This window comes from Amycolatopsis sp. CFH S0740 (assembly GCF_004522315.1).
GTDB classification, from domain to species: Bacteria; Actinomycetota; Actinomycetes; order Mycobacteriales; family Pseudonocardiaceae; genus Amycolatopsis; species Amycolatopsis nivea.
In genome coordinates this window covers 322,779-339,627 of the sequence record NZ_SDLS01000007.1, presented here as the reverse complement: position 1 = coordinate 339,627, position 16,849 = coordinate 322,779, and the positions used below count along the sequence as shown (strand labels likewise).

General features: G+C 70.3%; 12 protein-coding genes. 5 read left to right on the top strand and 7 right to left on the bottom strand.

All coding sequences use genetic code 11. The annotated features are described in order from the left end of the window. The first annotated feature begins 137 nt into the window (after positions 1–137). Positions 138–1,028 carry a glycoside hydrolase family 16 protein gene (locus EIZ45_RS15575; RefSeq protein WP_051171934.1) on the top strand — a complete coding sequence of 297 codons (891 nt, stop codon included), beginning with the start codon at positions 138–140 and terminating at the stop codon, positions 1,026–1,028. Here EIZ45_RS15575 and EIZ45_RS15570 read toward each other — a convergent pair. Further along, the gene (locus tag EIZ45_RS15570) at positions 1,015–1,593 is read right to left on the bottom strand and encodes a hypothetical protein (protein ID WP_134662951.1); all 579 of its coding nucleotides are present in this window, start codon (positions 1,591–1,593) and stop codon (positions 1,015–1,017) included. The genes EIZ45_RS15575 and EIZ45_RS15570 overlap by 14 nt on opposite strands. A 145-nt stretch (positions 1,594–1,738) precedes the next feature. Here EIZ45_RS15570 and EIZ45_RS15565 point away from each other — a divergent pair, with 145 nt between their 5' ends. Continuing rightward, a complete protein-coding gene (locus EIZ45_RS15565; RefSeq protein WP_134662950.1) occupies positions 1,739–7,177 on the top strand; it encodes an RHS repeat-associated core domain-containing protein in 5,439 nt (1,812 codons plus the stop codon). Between the two features lie 20 nt (positions 7,178–7,197). Here EIZ45_RS15565 and EIZ45_RS15560 read toward each other — a convergent pair whose 3' ends face one another. Then, the gene (locus EIZ45_RS15560) at positions 7,198–8,094 is read right to left on the bottom strand and encodes a LysR family transcriptional regulator (RefSeq protein WP_134662949.1); all 897 of its coding nucleotides are present in this window, start codon (positions 8,092–8,094) and stop codon (positions 7,198–7,200) included. Positions 8,095–8,191: 97 nt separating this feature from the next. Here EIZ45_RS15560 and EIZ45_RS15555 point away from each other — a divergent pair, with 97 nt between their 5' ends. Further along, the gene (locus EIZ45_RS15555) at positions 8,192–9,034 is read left to right on the top strand and encodes an oxidoreductase (protein ID WP_134662948.1); all 843 of its coding nucleotides are present in this window, start codon (positions 8,192–8,194) and stop codon (positions 9,032–9,034) included. Positions 9,035–9,120: 86 nt separating this feature from the next. Here the strand turns inward: EIZ45_RS15555 and EIZ45_RS15550 are convergent, their stop codons facing one another. Then, complete coding sequence (locus EIZ45_RS15550) at positions 9,121–10,935, bottom strand: hypothetical protein (RefSeq protein WP_134662947.1); 1,815 nt, start codon at positions 10,933–10,935, stop codon at positions 9,121–9,123. Positions 10,936–11,165: 230 nt separating this feature from the next. Between EIZ45_RS15550 and EIZ45_RS15545 the strand changes: the two genes are divergently transcribed. Further along, positions 11,166–12,008 (top strand): lysozyme, encoded by an 843-nt coding sequence (locus EIZ45_RS15545; RefSeq protein ID WP_051728577.1) that lies wholly within the window; start codon positions 11,166–11,168, stop codon positions 12,006–12,008. A gap of 50 nt (positions 12,009–12,058) precedes the next feature. Beyond that, positions 12,059–12,682, top strand: a complete 624-nt coding sequence (locus tag EIZ45_RS15540) for a hypothetical protein (protein WP_167756456.1) — start codon at positions 12,059–12,061, stop codon at positions 12,680–12,682. On the opposite strand, the gene EIZ45_RS15535 is transcribed toward EIZ45_RS15540, so the two are convergent. From EIZ45_RS15535 to EIZ45_RS15520, 4 genes are all read right to left on the bottom strand, one after another. Continuing rightward, entirely contained in the window at positions 12,663–13,481 is an 819-nt protein-coding gene (locus EIZ45_RS15535) for an arginase family protein (RefSeq protein ID WP_134662946.1), read from the bottom strand. The genes EIZ45_RS15540 and EIZ45_RS15535 overlap by 20 nt on opposite strands. Next, positions 13,474–14,175 (bottom strand): GntR family transcriptional regulator, encoded by a 702-nt coding sequence (locus tag EIZ45_RS15530; protein ID WP_134662945.1) that lies wholly within the window; start codon positions 14,173–14,175, stop codon positions 13,474–13,476. The genes EIZ45_RS15535 and EIZ45_RS15530 overlap by 8 nt, the downstream gene beginning before the upstream one ends. A 124-nt stretch (positions 14,176–14,299) precedes the next feature. After that, complete coding sequence (locus EIZ45_RS15525) at positions 14,300–15,802, bottom strand: FAD-dependent oxidoreductase (RefSeq protein ID WP_134662944.1); 1,503 nt, start codon at positions 15,800–15,802, stop codon at positions 14,300–14,302. Between the two features lies 1 nt (position 15,803). Beyond that, the gene (locus EIZ45_RS15520; RefSeq protein WP_134662943.1) at positions 15,804–16,721 is read right to left on the bottom strand and encodes a diiron oxygenase; all 918 of its coding nucleotides are present in this window, start codon (positions 16,719–16,721) and stop codon (positions 15,804–15,806) included. Positions 16,722–16,849 lie beyond the last annotated feature (128 nt).

The following is a 16,849-nucleotide window of genomic DNA, read 5'->3' as shown; positions in this document are numbered from 1 at the left end:
GCAGTGGTTCAAACCTTTCCGGCTGCGCTCTGCCCGCGCGCACCGCCGCCGCGGAACCGGCAGGCAAACTGTTTTGACTGGTCAACGGCGCGAGCGGAGCCTGCTGAGACCACCCCCTCCACCGGAAAGGCGAACCCATGCGCCGAACCCCGCTGATCCTCGCCGCCGTCGCCGCCGTGTCGATGGCCGCCGCGCCCGCGCAGGCAGCCGAAACCTGGACCACGGTGTTCGAGGACACCTTCGACGGCCCGGCAGGCACCGGTCTCGACCCGCAGAACTGGCTCTACGACAAGGGAACCGGCTACCCCGGCGGCGCCGCGAACTGGGGCACCGGCGAGATCGAAACGTCCACCGACTCGACCGACAACGTCTACCACGACGGGGCCGGGCACCTGGTGATCAAGCCGCTGCGCGACGCGAACGGCGCGTGGACGTCCGGCCGGATCGAAACCCAGCGCACCGACTTCGGCGCGCCGGCGGGCGGGCAGATGGAAATGAGCGCGACGATCCAGCAGCCGAATCCGGAGCACGGTCTCGGCTACTGGCCCGCGTTCTGGGCGATGGGCGCGGACGCGCGGCCGGTCGGCGCGACGAACTGGCCGAGCATCGGCGAACTGGACATCATGGAGAACGTGAACGCGCTGGACAAGCATTCCAGCACGTTCCACTGTGGACAGTGGGCGGGGGAGTGCCACGACCCGGACGGGATCAGCAGCGACCTGCAGGACTGCGCCGGCTGCAAGACCGGTTACCACACGTATTCGGTGGTGGTGGACCGCCGGGACGCGGCCGCGGAGGAACTGCGGTTTTCCTTGGACGGCAAGGAAACTTTCGCGGTGAAGCAGAACCAGGTGTCCGACGCCACCTGGAAGGCCGCGGTGGACCACGGGTTCTTCGCGATCTTCGACGTGGCGATCGGCGGGTCCTATCCGAACAAGGTGTGCGGATGCACCAGCCCGGGAGCGGACATCACGCCGGGGGCGGGGATGAGCATCGACGCGTTCTCGGTGAAGGTCAGCGAAAGCTGATTTTCGGCCACGGATCGATCCGGACGCGGCCGAACCGCGGCGTCGACCACCCGACGCGCTCGGCCGCGTCCGGATCGGTGAACACCAGGACCGACTCGTCGAACCGGCAGAACCGCAGCCTTGCTGCGTACTCCACCAGTTCGCCCGCGACCAGCACCAGCGGCCTGCCGCCGACGCGCAGACCGACTTCGGCGAGCACGCCTCCTTCAGCGAAGACCACGACGTCCTCGACCGGGCCGGTCGGCAGTTCGCTCAGCGCCGTCCAGCGGTAGATGCCGTCCCACAACTCGCGGTTCGCGAAGCGGGGGTCCGCCCGGCGGTGCGGCCACAGCCCGAAAAGGTCGTCGTCTTGGTAGGTGCCGATCATCAGCGCGCGGCCGTCGTCCAAGTGCGCCTGCGCGCCCCACAACTGCAGACAGGGCACCGAGGGGTCGGTGAACTGGGGGTCGCCGTCCGGTCCCTCCTCCCACAACGCCATTTCCACGCCGGCCCACGACTCGATGCTCCTGCCGCGCAGCGAATCGAAATCCTGCGCCCGCTCGACCAGCCACTCGGTGTGCGTCACGGCACAAGTATCCCGAAGAAGTCCGTGCTCAGTGCCTCTCTGGACTACCGCTCTTGCCCTCCCGGCCAGGCCGCCGCGTGCCGCGGGCGGTCGCGGGGCCGGATAGGTACCGTGATCACCGCAGCAGCGGGAAGAGGGGAACTAAGTGAGCAATCCATTGGTCGCGCCGGTGAAGGAGACCTCGGCGGTGGCCGGGGTCCCGTTGCTGGAGGACGCCACCGGGCTCAAGGAGGCGATCGAGAGCAAGAACTGGGCCGCGGTCGCGATCGGGGCCGTCGGCACCGCGATCGACGTGCTCACCGCGGTCATGGACCCGTTCGGCGCGATCTTCGCCGCGGGCGTCGGCTGGCTGATGGAGCACGTCGGCCCGCTCAAGGACGCTCTCGACGCGCTCACCGGCAACGCCGACCAGATCAGTTCCCAAGCCCAGACCTGGACCAACGTCGCCAAGGAACTCGAAGGCGTCTCCGCCGAACTCGGCGAGCTGGTCAAGAAAGACCTCGAGAGCTGGCAGGGCGACGCCGCCGACAGCTACCGCAAGCGGGCCGAGGACACCTCCGCGCTGATCGCCAGCGCCCAGAAAGGGTCCGAGGGCGCGGCGAGCGGGGTCAAGACCGCGGGCGAGGTGGTCGCGGCGGTGCGGTCGCTGGTGCGCGACACCATCGCCGACCTCGTCGGGCACCTCATCTCGTGGGCGCTGCAGGTCCTGCTCACCGCGGGGATCGGGATGGCCTGGGTCGGCCCGCAGGTCGCCGCGGCCGTCGCGAAGACCGCGTCCCGGATCACCCAGATCACCACCAAGCTGGTCAAGGCTCTCAAGGCGCTCATCCCGCTGCTGAAGAAGGCCGGGACGCTGTTCGAAGACGCGGGCAAGGCGCTGAAGGGGCTCAAGGGCGGCAAGAACGCCCCGGCGCCGAAGCCCAAGGACATCAACGTCAAATCCGAGGGCGGCGGCACCCGGTCGCATCCCGGCGGCGACGACAGCACGCACACGTCCGGAGCGGGAGGCGGCGGACACCAGGGCAACACCGGCAACACCCACACCAGCGGCTCGGAAGGCGGCGGCGGCCACGAAGGCGGCCAAGGCGGCGGCGGGTCGCACGAGTCCGGCGGCAACGAGGTGCACCCCTCCTCGACGCAGCCCAGGGGCAACCAGAGCCAGAACCCGGCCGAACACCACACGGACCCCAACGAGATCAAGGGCTGCGGCGACCCGATCGACGTCGCCACCGGCGCGGTGTACCTGGTCCAGGAAGACCTGAACCTGCCCGGAGTGCTGCCCCTGACCGTCGAACGCACCCACCGCTCGACCTACCGCTCCGGCGGATTCTTCGGCCCCACCTGGCCCTCGACGCTGGACGAACGCCTGGAGGTCGGCGACGACGGCCTGCACTACGCCGCCCCGAACGGCGTGCTCGTGCGCTTCCCCTTCCCGCAAGGCATCGAGGCCGTCGCCACCGACGACGGGCCTTACCTCGCGCTGCGCCGGGTGACCACCGGGTTCATCGTCGGCGACCCGCAGAGCAGCGTCATCCGCCACTTCACCGGCGAACCCGGCGACCGCGTCCTGCGGCTGCACGCCCTGGCCGACAGCTCGGGCAACCGGATCGACTTCCGCTACGAGGACGGCGTGCCGGTCGCCATGGAGCACTCCGGCGGCTACCGCGTGACGGTCGAATCGGCGGACGGCCTGGTCACCGCGCTGCGCGTGCCGGACGCGCCGGTGGCGGTCCGGGAATACCGCTACGACTCCGCCCGGCGGCTGACCGAGGTCGTCGACGCGGTCGGCACCTCGCACAAATTCCGCTACGACGCCGACGGCCGGATGGTGCGCTGGGACGACGTCAACGGCCGCTGGTACAGCTACCACTACGACAGCGACGGCCGGTGCGTGCGCGCCCAGGGCGACGGCGGCTACCTCGACACCGAACTGTCCTACGAAAACCTCGTCACCACGGTCACCGACTCGCTCGGCGCGGTCACCCGCTACCAGCTTAACGAGCAGCTGAAGGTCGTCGCCGAAACCGATCCGCTCGGCAACACCTCGACCACCGAGTACGACGAGTTCGGCCGGGTCGTCGCCAGGACCGACGCGCTCGGCCACGTCACCCGCTGGGAGTTCGACGAGGTCGGCAATGTCGCCGCGGTGACGCGCCCGGACGGCTCGCGGCTGGTCAACGAGTACGACGAGCGGGGCCTGCCGGTCTCCACCACCGGTCCCGCGGGCGACGTCTGGCGTTACGAATACGACGAACAAGGCAGCCTGGTCAAGGAAACCGACCCGGCGGGCGGGGTCACCGCCTACACCTACCACCCGGACACCGGCGCGATCGCGACGCGGACCGACGCGCTCGGCGGCGTCACCCGGTTCGAGTCCGACGCGGCCGGCCTGCCCACGAAGATCACCGCCCCCGACGGCGCGGTGACCCGCTACTCCTACGACGCGCTCGGCGCGATCACCTCGATCACCGGCCCGACCGGCGCGTCCGTGGAACGGGTGCGCGACGCGGCGGGCAATCTGGTGCAGCAGCGCAACGCCGACGGCACGGTCAGCAAGTTCGGCTTCAAAGCCGCGGGCAACGTCGAGGAGTCGGTCGACCCGCGCGGCGGCGTGCACCGCGTCGAGTACGGCGCATTCGGCCTTCCGCTGTCCGCGCAGGACCCCGACGGCGGCGTCCGGCGGTTCGGCTACGACACCGAACTGCGGCTGACCACGGTGACGAACGAACGCGGCCTGGTCTGGCGCTACGAGTACGACCAGGCGGGTCGCGTCGTGGCGGAAACCGACTACAACGGCCGGGTTTTGCGCTATGGCTACGACGCGGCGGGCCGGCTCGTGCGCCGGGTCAACGCGGCCGGGCAGGCGATCGACATCGAGTACGACGCGCTCGGCCGGCTCGTGCGGCGCGCCGCCGCCGACGACGTCGCCGAATTCGCCTACGACCACGACGGCCGGATGGTGCTGGCGCGCAACGGCGAGACCGAGGTCCGCTTCGAGTACGACGCGCTCGGACAGCTCGTGTCCGAGTCGATCAACGGCCGCGTCGTGCGGTCGGAATTCGACGCGCTCGGCAGGCGGGTCGGCCGTCGCACGCCCACCGGCGCGGAATCGTCGTTCGGCTACGACTCCGCGGACCGCCCGACCGCGGTCACCACCGCGGGCCGCACCCTGCGGTTCGAATACGACGCCGCCGGACAGGAAACGGTGCGCCGCCTCTTCGCCGGGACCGCGCCGGTGGCGGAGCTGCGGCAGGACTGGACCTCGACCGGGCGGCTGCGCGGGCAGACCGTGCTGCGCGGCGCGGCCACCGTGCAGCAGCGCGACTACCGCTACCTGCCGGACGGAAACCTGTACACGACCGGAGACCTGCTGTCCGGGCCGCGCGCGTTCGAGGTCGGCGCGGGCGGACGGGTCACCGCGGTCCGCGGCCCGAAATGGCAGGAGAGCTACCGCTACGACGCGGCCGGCGCGGTCGCCGAGGCCGGCTGGCCGGGCGACCCGGCCGCCGCGGGCCCCCGCACCTACCGCGGCACGCTCATCGAGTCCGCCGGCGAAACCCGCTACACCCACGACGCCGAGGGCCGCGTCGTGACGCGGGAACGCCGCGGGCAGCGGTGGGAATACCAGTGGAACTCGGCGAGCAGGCTGACCGGCGTGCGCACCCCGGACGGCACGGTCTGGCGCTACCGCTACGACGCGCTCGGCAGGCGCGTCGCCAAGCAGCGCCTCGACCCGGCGGGCGCGGTGGCCGAGCAGATCGAATTCGCCTGGGACCACTACCGGCCCGCCGAGCAGGTGCACAGCGCGCCCGGCCGCCCGCAGGTCGCGACCGTGTGGGACTGGCTGCCCGACTCCGACCGGGTGCTCGCGCAGACCGAGCGGAAGCTCGGCGAACGCGTCGACGAACGCTTCCACGCCATCGTCACCGACCTGGTCGGCGCGCCCGCCGAACTGGTCGACAGCGCCGGTGCGCTCGCCGGGCACCAGCGCACCACGCTGTGGGGCGCGGTCGTGTCCGAAGGCGGGAACGCGCGCACGCCGCTGCGTTTCCCCGGCCAGTACTACGACCCGGAAACCGGGCTGCACTACAACATGCACCGCTACTATGACCCGGAAACCGGCCGCTACCTCTCGCACGACCCGCTCGGCCTCAACCCGTCCCCGGACTCGCTGGCCTACGTGGACAACCCGACCGCGATGATCGACCCGCTCGGCCTCAACCCGCTGCCGACCGGGCCGTGCCCCAAGAAGCTGAAGGAAATGGAGGAACAGCAGGCCGGCAACAAGCGCAAACGCGACGACGACGCCACGCCCGACGCGCCCCCGGCCAAGAAGGCGTCCACCGAACCGTCGAATCCGCCCGGCACCTACGGCGACCGCAATCCCGAGGCGGCCCGCGTGGGGAAGAACCACGGCTACCAGTTCGACGGGCACCGGACCAACCAGCACGAGCATGTCGGCGTCCACCAGGCCGCCGCGGACAACGGCAGCGGCCTGCCGCGGAAGCGTTCCGACGAAACGGACCTCGAGCACGCGGCCTACAGCTACACCGAAACCCACGACCTGCACCGCAAGCACCCGGGCACCGGGAGCGGCAACCGGATGCACACATCCGGTTTCACCAGCGGGAAAGCGCACGACGAACACCAGCTGAGCTACGCCTACGCGCAGCGGCGGGCCTACGAGCGCAAGGACACGTCGGACCTGCTGCAGCTCAACCAGATGGGCTATGCGCACATGGACGGCAAGTACACCCGGCCGACCTATCAGGTGCCGGGCCGCCAGCCGCACAACACCTATCTGAGCCCGCAGGAAAAGGTCTACCACGGCGACGACCCGAACCACGTCCACCATCCGGATTTCCACGACCCGAAACACGGCATCCACACCTACGGGAACAAAACCAAACCGGTCCCCGGCGAGCATTACCCGGACGGTTCGGAAGTGCGGCACCGGATCGAGAACACCGACAAGCAACGGGAGGATTCGGCCGCCGCCTACAAACAGCGGGCCGAGGACGCGAAGGCCGAACAGGAACGCCGCGACTACCTCACCGAGCACCGCAGCGAAATCGAAAACGGCAACGACGCCAAGCTCAAAAAGGACCTCAGCGACTTCGACGAGGAGCAGAAGTACCTGCGCGGGTCGAAGGACTCCTACCAGCACATGGTCGACGAGATGTACGGCACCGGCAAGGGCATGCCGTACAACCCCGCTCCGGGCACCAAGGAGTACGACGACATGGTCAAGAACGGGGAGTCCTTCGCGCGCACCGACCCGCTCACCGCGGGCGGCCGGGCCGAGGCGCATCTGGCCTACGAACAGCGCCAGACCGGCCAATACCCCCAGGGAACCGCCGACGAACTGCTCGACAAATGGGGATTCCAGGCTCCGAAGGACAAGAACGACCCGACGTGGCAGCGGTGGCAGAACGGCGATTACGACCCGCCGGAGCTGCGCAAATACGACGGCGAGACACCCATTTCCGCCGAGAAGCGCGCGGAGATGAAGGAAATGGAGGAAAGGGCGATCGCGCAGCGGATGCGGACCCTGGACCTGGACCGGAGCGAGGGCAGGAGCTGACGCGTTTTCCGGCGCGGGGATCAGCCCGCGCCGGAAAGATCCGTCGTCTCGGCCAGCCGGGTCGCCACGTCCAGCAGCGCGGCCGGGCGCGGGCCGTCCGCGCGCCACACCACGACCGTGTGCGCGGTTTCGCCCTCCAGCGGCACGAACACCACCCCGGTGCGGCGCAGGCTGTGCGCTGAGCCCGCCAGCCGCGTCACGCCGACCCCGGCCGCGACCAGCCCCAGCAGGCCCTGCACGGTCGCGGTGCGCTGCACGACGTCCGGAGTGAACCCGGCCGCGGCGAAATCGGCGTCGTACTTGCGGTGCCAGGGATCCCACGACGCCCGCGGCGTCAGCACCCACGGCTCGTCCGCGAGGTCGGCCAGGCGCAGCGTCGGACGGTCGGCCAGCCGATGGCCCGAGGGCAGGACCGCGCAGACCTGCTCGGTCAGCAGGACGTGCGTCGCCAGACCGTCGACCAGCGGCGGACGGGTGAAACCGGCGTCGAAGCGGCCGTCGAGGACACCCTCGACGAGCTCCGCGATCGAGACTTCCGCGGTCGTGACGGTCAGCTCCGGGAACTGCTCCCGCACCGCGCGCACGACCGGCGGGAGCAGGTAATTCGCCGTGCTGGCAAGGAAAGCCAGCCGCAGCGCGCCGATCTCGCCGCGGACCGCGCGAGCGACCGTCGCCACCGCGGCGTCGGCGCGGGCGAGCACCGCGCGCGCTTCGGGCAGGAACAGTTCGCCGACCGGGGTGAGCCGGGTGCCGCGGGCGTCGCGGTCGAAGAGCTGCGCGCCGAGCTGGCGTTCCAGCACGGAAATCTGCTGCGACAGCGACTGCTGCGCGATGTGCAGAGCCGCGGCCGCACGCGTGAAGCTCGTCGTCTCGGCGACGGCGACGAAGTAGCGCAGCTGCCGCAGCTCAGGGGTCACAGGCTGAGACTGTAGCCCGCCAGCGAACCGGTGTTGGCGGACCCCGGCAGGCACACGCCACGATCGGAGGCGGAAGAACCACTGGAGGGACTGCTCAATGACCGAGGAAACCGACGGCCGCGTCTGGCTGATCACCGGGTGCTCGAGCGGCTTCGGCCGCGAACTCGCCCAGGCCGCGCTGGCCGCGGGAGACCGGGTTCTCGCGACCGCACGCGACCCGGAAACGCTCGCCGACCTCGCCGAGGCGGGCGGGGACCGGGTGCGCACCGCCGCGCTGGACGTCACCGACCCGGCCCGGATCGACGCCGCCGTGCGGACCGCGCTCGACGAGTTCGGCCGGATCGACGTGCTGGTCAACAACGCCGGCCACGGTTCGGTCGGTGCCGTCGAGGAGCTGACGATGCCCGAACTGCGCGCGGTGCTGGAGGTGATGTTCTTCGGCGCGGTCGCGATGACCAAGGCTGTCGTCCCGCTGCTGCGGGAACAGGGGAGCGGCACGATCGTGCAGATGAGTTCGATGGGCGGACTGCTCGCGCCGCCCGCGTTCGGGGCCTACTGCGCCGCGAAATTCGCCCTGGAGGGCCTGTCCGAGGCGCTCGCGGCGGAGGTCGAACCGCTCGGGGTCAAGGTGCTGATCGTGGAGCCGGGCGCGTTCCGGACGTCGTTCGGCGGCACCGCGATGCACCGCTCCCGCAAGATCGACGCCTACGCCGAATCGACCGCCGCCACCCGCGCCGCGATCGAGGGGATGGACGGGACGCAGCCCGGTGATCCGGCGAAGGCGGCAGCAGCGATCTTGCAGGCGGTGGACGCGCCCGACGCGCCGCTGCGGCTCGCGCTCGGCGGCGACGCGGTGGACGCGATCCGCGGCAAAATCGGTGCGCTGACTCAGGATCTCGACTCCTGGGAGAAGGCCAGCCGAGCCACCGCGCTGGACTGAGGCGCGGGGTTTCGGTCCGTGAAGGGCTCCTTGCGGGAATCAGATTCCCGCAAGGAGCCCTTCACGGCCGCAGGGACCAGGTCGAGTCACGGATAATTCGGGACGTTGACCGGCTTGGTGCCGTCCGGGGTCACGTCGCCCGTGTCGTTCACGACGTGGGTGATCGTGCCGCGGTGGTTCAGCGACACCGTGAGCAGGCTGTGCAGCTTCACCCCGCCGTTCTGCGGCACCTCGAACGCGTGATAGCTCGAAACCGCCGGGTTGGTGTCGAAGAAGCAGTAACTGCCCAAGCCCCACGCCTCGTGCGACGTCACGTCCGGGCCGACCTTGTACGCGGCGTACCCGGCGGTGCCGGGCGCGGAGTTCCACGAGGCCTGATCCGGGACGTCGTAAGGCATTTCGTTCTGGAAGAAGATCGTCTTCCCGTTCTGGCCGTTCCACACCACCTGGAACTTCTGGTAATGCTCCACGAACAGCCCGGTCGCGGTCACGTTGTCGCCGTTGACGAGCACTCCGGTGTCGGCGGTGTTCGTGGTCCAGCCGACCGTGCCGCTGTTGCCGTGGTCGGCGCGCCACGCCCAGACGTGGTCGACGATGGTGTTGTCGCTGTTCACCACGAGACTGTTGGTCGCCTTGCCGGCCAGATCGCCGCCGACGCGGAAGAACACGTCCTGCAGCGACGTCGGATTCGCCGCGTGGCTTGTGTGCTTCCCGCTTTCGCCGACGGTCAGCAGCGCTCGCGAATTCGGCGTGCCCGCGTCGAACAGCAAGCCCTTCACCCGCACACCGTCCACATCGGACACGTGCATCGCGTCGACGCCGTTGTCCGGGATCAGCGTCGGGTAACCGATGCCGAGCACCGTCGTGCCCGGGCGGGTCACGTTCAGCGTCTGGTCGAGGTGGTACGCGCCGGGGGTGAAGAACAGGTTGCAGCCGGCGTCGAGGGAGCTGTTGATGCTCTCCGCGGTGTCGCCGGGCTTGACGACGCGGAACTGGCTCATCGGGACGGAATCGCCGGGCGTGCCGCCGTTCGCCCAGCTCGGCCCGGACGCGTTCGTGCGCAGGGACGGCAGGAAGACGCGGTAGTTGCCGCCGTTGTCCACGTACAGGTACGGCACGTCGCGCGAGACCGGAGTGGTGTCGAGCGTCGTTTCCGGCGGGTTCGGGAACGAATTGGCGGGCGCGCCGGTGGTCCCGGAGAAGACCATGTTCCACACGCCGCCGTCCCAGCTTCCCAGCGCCGAATCCCGCGTGTACCACTGCTGTTGCGACACCGACGCGGCCTGCCCGGACACGCGGGTGTCGGCGACGTAGCCGCCGCTCGCGTAGCCGTAGCTGGCCGGGAACAGCTGCAGCCCGCCCTTGATGTCCATCCGGCGGAACGGCGCGGCCTGCGACACCGCCCACCGGTCGCTGCCGCTGGAAGGCGTGACGGCCATGTTCTCCGCCGAACGCCAGAAGTTCTGCAGCGCGGAGCCCTGGTCGGACTCGTTGAAGGCGTCCACGGTGATGTCGCCGTTGATCTGGACGTCGTCCGGGTTCTGCCCGAGCCCGGCGACGGAGGTGTAGAAGCCGACGTTGTCGTGCACCGCGTAGGCGCCCGGCTTGAACAGGTGCGCGACGCGGCCCGAGCCGAACTGCGCGGTCTGGGTGTCCTTCTGCGCCTCGAAGTCCTTGTCCAGCTGGGCCTGGATCGTCGCGGAGGGCATTCCCGGGTCGAAAATGTGCACGTTCGGCCCGAAGTCCGGCTGATCGGACTGGCCGGTGCAGCCCGCCTGCCCGGACGCTGGGGCCGCGGCGGCGGGGACGGCGATCCCGGCCGCGGCGAGCAGCGCCAGGGCGATCAGTGCTGGTCCGCGGGATCGGGACGGCCGCCCGGGTGGTCGATGAGTCCGGTTCACGTGGGGACACCTCCGCCGGTAGGGAAATTGCCAACCAGTTTGTGGTCGGCCACAACAAATTAAACGCCCAGCTCGGCGCCGCCGGTCACAACTCGGTCACAGTTGTCTGGACCACTGGCGGGATTCCGGCTATCGGAAACTCGTTCACGTCCGGGTGACGCAGCCAGCCTCGCGCCGCGTTGTGCCCCACGATGGGGCGTGGACCTGCCGCCGTGAAGATCGGAGTCTCGGTGACCCGGACAGCAACGGACAACCCCTGGCGGCTCGGCTTGGCCGCCGTCGTGTCGGTCGTGGCGCTGGCGTGCGGCGTCGCGACTGCCGGACCGGCCGCCGCCGCGGACTACTCGAAGGCCGGCGAGAACGTTGCCGGTTCACAAATTCTGCGGCACGAGGGCGTGCAAAGCGGGAGCCCGCGGTTCGACCCGGCGACCGGACAGACCCTCGGCCACGACGTGAGCGGACACCAGGGCGCGGTCGACTGGGGCCAGGCCGCCGGCGCGGGCGCGCGGTTCGCCTACGTCAAGGCGACCGAGGGCACCGGATTCGTGAGCCCGCAGTTCGACCAGCAGTACCACGGCGCGCACAACGCGGGCCTGATCCGCGGTGCGTACCACTTCGCCCGCCCGGACGTCTCCAGCGGCGCACAGCAAGCCGACTACTTCATCGCCCACGGCGGCGCGTGGCGCGGCGACGGCACGACCCTGCCGGGCGCGCTGGACATCGAATACAACCCCTACGGCGACGCTTGCTACGGCAAGAGCCAGGCCGACATGACCGCGTGGATCGCCGACTTCACCCACCGGTACCTGGCGAAACAGCGCCGCAGCGCGATCATCTACACCTCGACGTCGTGGTGGAAGCTCTGCACCGGCAACGCGGGCGGGTTCGGCGACACCAACCCGCTGTGGCTCGCCCGGTACGCCCCGCAGATCGGCGAACTCCCGGCGGGCTGGGACAAGCAGAGCATCTGGCAGTTCTCGCGCACCGGCAGCCTGCCCGGCGACCAGAACTACTACAACGGCCCGATGAACCGGGTGCAGGCGCTCGCCAGGGGAGGCGGTTCGTCGGCGTGATCGCCTGAAAAGCCGTACCGGCGGGGGTGCGGCCGGTGTTGGATCACCGGGTGACTTTCGCGATCGGACTCTTCGACCTCTTCGCCTACGCGATCCCGGGCGCCCTGCACCTGGCGGTCCTGGCCTACCTCGCCGGACGGCTGCACTGGATCGACCTCGCCGCCGTCTCGGGCGGACCGGGCGTGGTGCTGGTGATCGGGATCGCGGTGGCCAGCTACCTGCTCGGATACCTGGCGTACCCGCTCGGCGCACGGGCCGGACGGTGGCTGCCGCGGCGGCGGAAGCGGAACCCACGGGAGGAGTTCCTGCGCCGCAACCCTTCCGCGCGCGGCCAAGCATTCGTCGAGGCGGATCCGTTCCTGCTGCTTTCGGCCCTGCAACTGCACGACGCCGACGCGGCACTGGAGGCGACCCGGCTGCGCACCGCCGGGCTGATGCTGCGCAATTCCAGCCCGGCGATGGCCTTCGGGTTCGTGGCCGCGGTGGTCGAGCTGATCGTCGGGCCGCATCCGGTGTTCGCGGCGTGCGCGGCGGTCCTGTTCGCGGCGGCGTTTCCGGCGCTGGTCGCGCAGGGGAGATTGCTGTCGTATTGGGCGAGTGTGAAGACGCTGGAGCTGAGTTTCTGGGTGCCGGAGGTGGAGGAGACCCTGGCGGCTAGGCAGAAGGCGGAGTGACGACGGCTTCGTGCCAGGCGACGTTGGCGCCGAGCGCAGCAGTGAGCCGGGAGATGGTCTCGCGGGTGCTCTGGTCGTTGGCGTGCTCGGGAAGCCAGGCGCAGGCGAGGTAAGCGCCAACGACGTCGGCGGACGCGCACGCAGCGGCGAGGCATTCTTCGATCCGGGCGACGGAAGGGCCGGGACCGGACGGGAAGCGCGCCCCGGGGAGTTCGGCGCTGTCGATCACGTCGATGTCGAGGTGGACGTAGACGGGAATCGGGCCCAGCTCGGCGAGGGCGGTGGTGATGGCGGCGGGGTCGGCAGGCACGCGGCGGACGCGGCTGGCGGCGAGCGCGTTGCGTTCGGCGGGGTCGAGGTCGCGGGCGTCGGCGAGCACGACACTGGTGTCGGGGACGGGGCGCAGGCCGAGCGGGTCGTCGAACAGGCCCTCGGTGCGGCCGGTGAGCATCGCCAGTGCCATGCCGCCGACGTAGCCGCTGGTGGAGATCTCGGGGGTGTTGAAGTCGCCGTGCGCGTCGAGCCACAGGACGGCGAGGTCGTGGTGGCGTCGCTGCAGCGCGGCCACCGCGGCGCGGCTCGTGGGGCAGTCACCGGAGAGCACCAGGGGTTTGGCGGCCCGGGCCACTGCGTCGGCTGTCGCCTGGTGCAGCAGGTTCATTCGGGCGGGTACGGACTCCGCGGGCAGGACCGGCGGTACGACCTGGGTCGCGGAGGCGGGCACGGGGAAGTCCGGGAGGTGCTGGTCGAGGTGCCAGGGCGTGACGATCAGGTCCCACAGGCCGTCGGGGTCAGCCACGAGGTTTCTCGCTTTCGTCGTGGTGGGCGAGCAAGTCGAGCAACCGCCCCAATTCGGCGGCGCCTGCTTGCAGATGTGCGGTGATTCCGGCTCTGGCTTCGCTCCGGGTGCCGTGCAGGGCGTCCAGCAGCTGGCGGTGGTCGTCGGTGGCGCGGCCGAGTTCGCGGCGCGAGCGTTCGGCCAGTGCGAGGGCGAGGCGTTGTTCTTGCTGGAGCTGCGCGTGGAAGCGGCACAGCCGGGGACTGCCGGTGGCGCTGACAAGGGTGGCGTGGAAGAGCCGGTCGCTGTCGAGCGCGGTGGCGGTGTCGTCCTGGTCGAAGGCTTGCTCGATCCGGTCCACTAGGTCGGCCAGCTGCCGGTAGATCTCCGGGTCGCGGTGGTCGGTGAGAGCGTCGGCCGCGGTGAGTTCGACGGACTTGCGGGCGGCGTAGATGTCGGCGACGTCCGGACCGGTGACGTCCGCGACGACGATGCCGCGGTTCATCCGGTACCGGACCAGTCCCTCGCTTTCGAGAGTCCGCGCGGCCTCGCGGAGGGTGCTGCGGGAGACCCCGAGTTCGGCGGCGAGCGCGGCCTCGCGCAGCGGAGTGCCGGGCGGCAGCCGGAGGGACAGGATCGCCTGCCGGACGGCTTCGGCCGCCTGCTCGGCGGTGCTGCGCCGCTGGATGTTCGCACCCAGGCCTTCGATCGTCATCAGTCCCCCTGCCTGGCTCGGCGTGAGCACTAGATTGCCAGATTGTCCGACAATTGGGCAAGACTCGACGCATACGAAAAGTCCCGGCCGCGAACTGCGGCCGGGACTTCCGGGACGAACTGGGTCAGCGACCCCTGAACCGCGCCGCCAGCGCGGCGATCGGCGATCGGCGGCCCCGCAGCGGAACCTCGCCGGAGGTGATGTCCGCCAGCAGCGTCGCCACAGTTTCCTTCGCGCACGTGCGGTTCGCGCCGATTCCGCCCGACGGGCCGCGCTTGATCCAGCCGACCACGTACGTACCGGTTCGGCCCTCGACGCGGCCCGCGGTGTTCGGGATCGTGCCGGTGGCGTCGTCGAACGGGAGACCGGGCACCGGGCGGCCGCGGTAGCCCACGGCGCGCACCACCTGGCCGGCGGCGATCTCGACCGGTTCGGAAGGTCCCTCGACGCGCAGCCCGCGCACCTGCCGGTCGCCGGTGATCTCGACCGGGGCCGAGTGGAAGCGCAGCACGATCCGGCGCGGACCGTCCGAGGGAGGGGCGGTCCAGTCGACGGTTTCGCGCGCCAAGTCCTTTAGCAGCGCGGCTTTTCCGGTGCCCGCGTCGATCGCAGCCGCGGTGCGTGGGTCTTCGGTGTCGACGACGAGCGGCACGTTCTCCCGCTGCGCCAACGCGATCAGCTCGGGCGAGGTGTACGCGGCGTCTTCCGGGCCGCGCCGCGCGAGCAGCACTACCTCGCGGACCTTGCTGGAGCGCAACCGTTCCAGCGCGTGCGGGGCGATGGTCGTGCCGTCGAGATCGTCCGGGTCGGCGGTGAGGATCCGGGCCACGTCGAGCGCGACGTTGCCGGTGCCGATCAGCACGACCCGCTCCGCGGAGAGGTCGACCGCGTGCGCGGGGACGTCCGGGTGGCCGTTGTACCAGGCGACGACCGTCGTCGCTGCGAGGCTGCCGGGCAGGTCCTCGCCGGAGAGGCCGAGGGCGCGCGCGGAAGAAGCGCCGACCGCGTAGATCACCGCGTCGTGCCGCTCGGCCAATTCGTCCGCCGTCACGTGACGGCCGACCTCGACGCCGAGCTTCAGCTTCAGCCGCGGGTGGTCGTGGAACCGGGAGAACGTCTCGCCGATCCGCTTGGTGTCCGGGTGGTCCGGGGCGACGCCGAAGCGCACGAGACCGCCCGCGACCGGCAGCCGGTCGATCAGCGTGACGCGCGCGTTGGTGTGCAGCAACAGGTCTTCCACCGCGTACATCCCGGCCGGGCCGGTGCCGACGACGGCCACGTCCGCGGGCTCGAGGTCGCTCGGGATCTCCCGGTCGAACGTCGGCGGGCCCCAGCGGTGGAAGTTCGGCGCCGGGTTCGCGGCGACCGGCGGGCGGTCGGCGAAGAAGTCCGCGTTGATCCCCGCGTAGACCTTCATCGAATCGGTCAGCAGGTCCACCGGGAAGATCGCGTCGACCGGGCACGCGTCGGCGCACGCACCGCAGTCGATGCACGTGGCCGGGTCGACGTAGAGCATCTCGGTGGTGCCGAAGTCCGGCTCGTCCGGCGTCGGGTGGATGCAGTTGACCGGGCAGACCGACACGCACGTCGCGTCGTTGCAGCAGGTCTGGGTGATCGCGAAGGCCATGTCAGATCAGATTCGCCCGCTTGTAGAACACCAGCGCCGGCTTCGTGAGCAGCCCGCACGAGCCGAGGAACTCCATCAGCCCGGCACAGCTCGAGCGCATCATCGACTTGTGGTGCTCGTTGTTCTTCGCCTCGCGCAGCGCGCGCTCGGCGTCCAGCCCGGCGTTCTTGTACACGTCGCGGTTGACCATGCTGCTGACGATGAAGTACGACGCGATCGCGATGACCAGCGCGTTGATCTGGCGGCGCACGGCTCCCGCGCCCTCCAGTTGCTCGCGCGTCTCCTCGCGGGCGAACTTCATGTGCCGCGACTCTTCCACGACGTGGATGTTGTTGATGGTGCGCACGAACGGGACCACGCGCTCGTCGCGCATCCAGTCGCGCTGCATCACGTCGAGGACCTCTTCGGCGACCAGGATCGCCGCGTACGCCGCTTCGCCGCCGGCGACCGCTTTGAAGACGCGGCCCAGTTCGACGGCGAGCTTGCGCGGCCGGTACGGGGGAGCGCCCAGCTTCTGCGCGCCGCGGGCGAACATGATCGAGTGGCGGCATTCGTCGGCGATCTCGGTGAGCGCCCACTGGAACGCCGGGTCGGTCGGGTCCTTGGCGTAGAAGTCGCGCAGCACCATCTGCTGCAGGATCATCTCGAACCAGATCCCGGTGCTCGCGACCGACGCCGCCTCCTGGCGGGTCAGCTCCTTCTGCTGCTCCGGGGTCATCTCGGCCCAGTAGCTCGTGCCGTAGAGCGTGCTCCACTCCGGGCTGGCCCCGTGGAAGTCCTTGTCCAGCGGGGTTTCCCAGTCGACCTCGGTGGCCGGGTCGTACGACAGGGTCGCGGAGGAGTCGAGCAGCCGCTGCGCGGTCTCGTGCCGGCCGGACGGGGCTGCTTCCGGTGCTCGTTGCACGTCTGCGCTGGTCATTCGGTCCTCCCTGAGCGACATTGATTAGGCGTTACCGCGATTCACTGTTACCTAAGGTAACACCTATCTGGCCGTATCGCGAGAGGCGCCGGCGAACCGCGTGTCGTCCGTTCGGGCAATCGGGCCGG

Excerpts from the sequence above, each read along its gene's own strand:
- EIZ45_RS15575 (WP_051171934.1), top strand. The coding sequence starts at position 138 with ATGCGCCGAACCCCGCTGATCCTCGCCGCCGTCGCCGCCGTGTCGATG.
- EIZ45_RS15555 (WP_134662948.1), top strand. The coding sequence starts at position 8,192 with ATGACCGAGGAAACCGACGGCCGCGTCTGGCTGATCACCGGGTGCTCG.
- EIZ45_RS15530 (WP_134662945.1), bottom strand. The coding sequence starts at position 14,175 with ATGACGATCGAAGGCCTGGGTGCGAACATCCAGCGGCGCAGCACCGCC.
- EIZ45_RS15525 (WP_134662944.1), bottom strand. The coding sequence starts at position 15,802 with ATGGCCTTCGCGATCACCCAGACCTGCTGCAACGACGCGACGTGCGTG.
- EIZ45_RS15520 (WP_134662943.1), bottom strand. The coding sequence starts at position 16,721 with ATGACCAGCGCAGACGTGCAACGAGCACCGGAAGCAGCCCCGTCCGGC.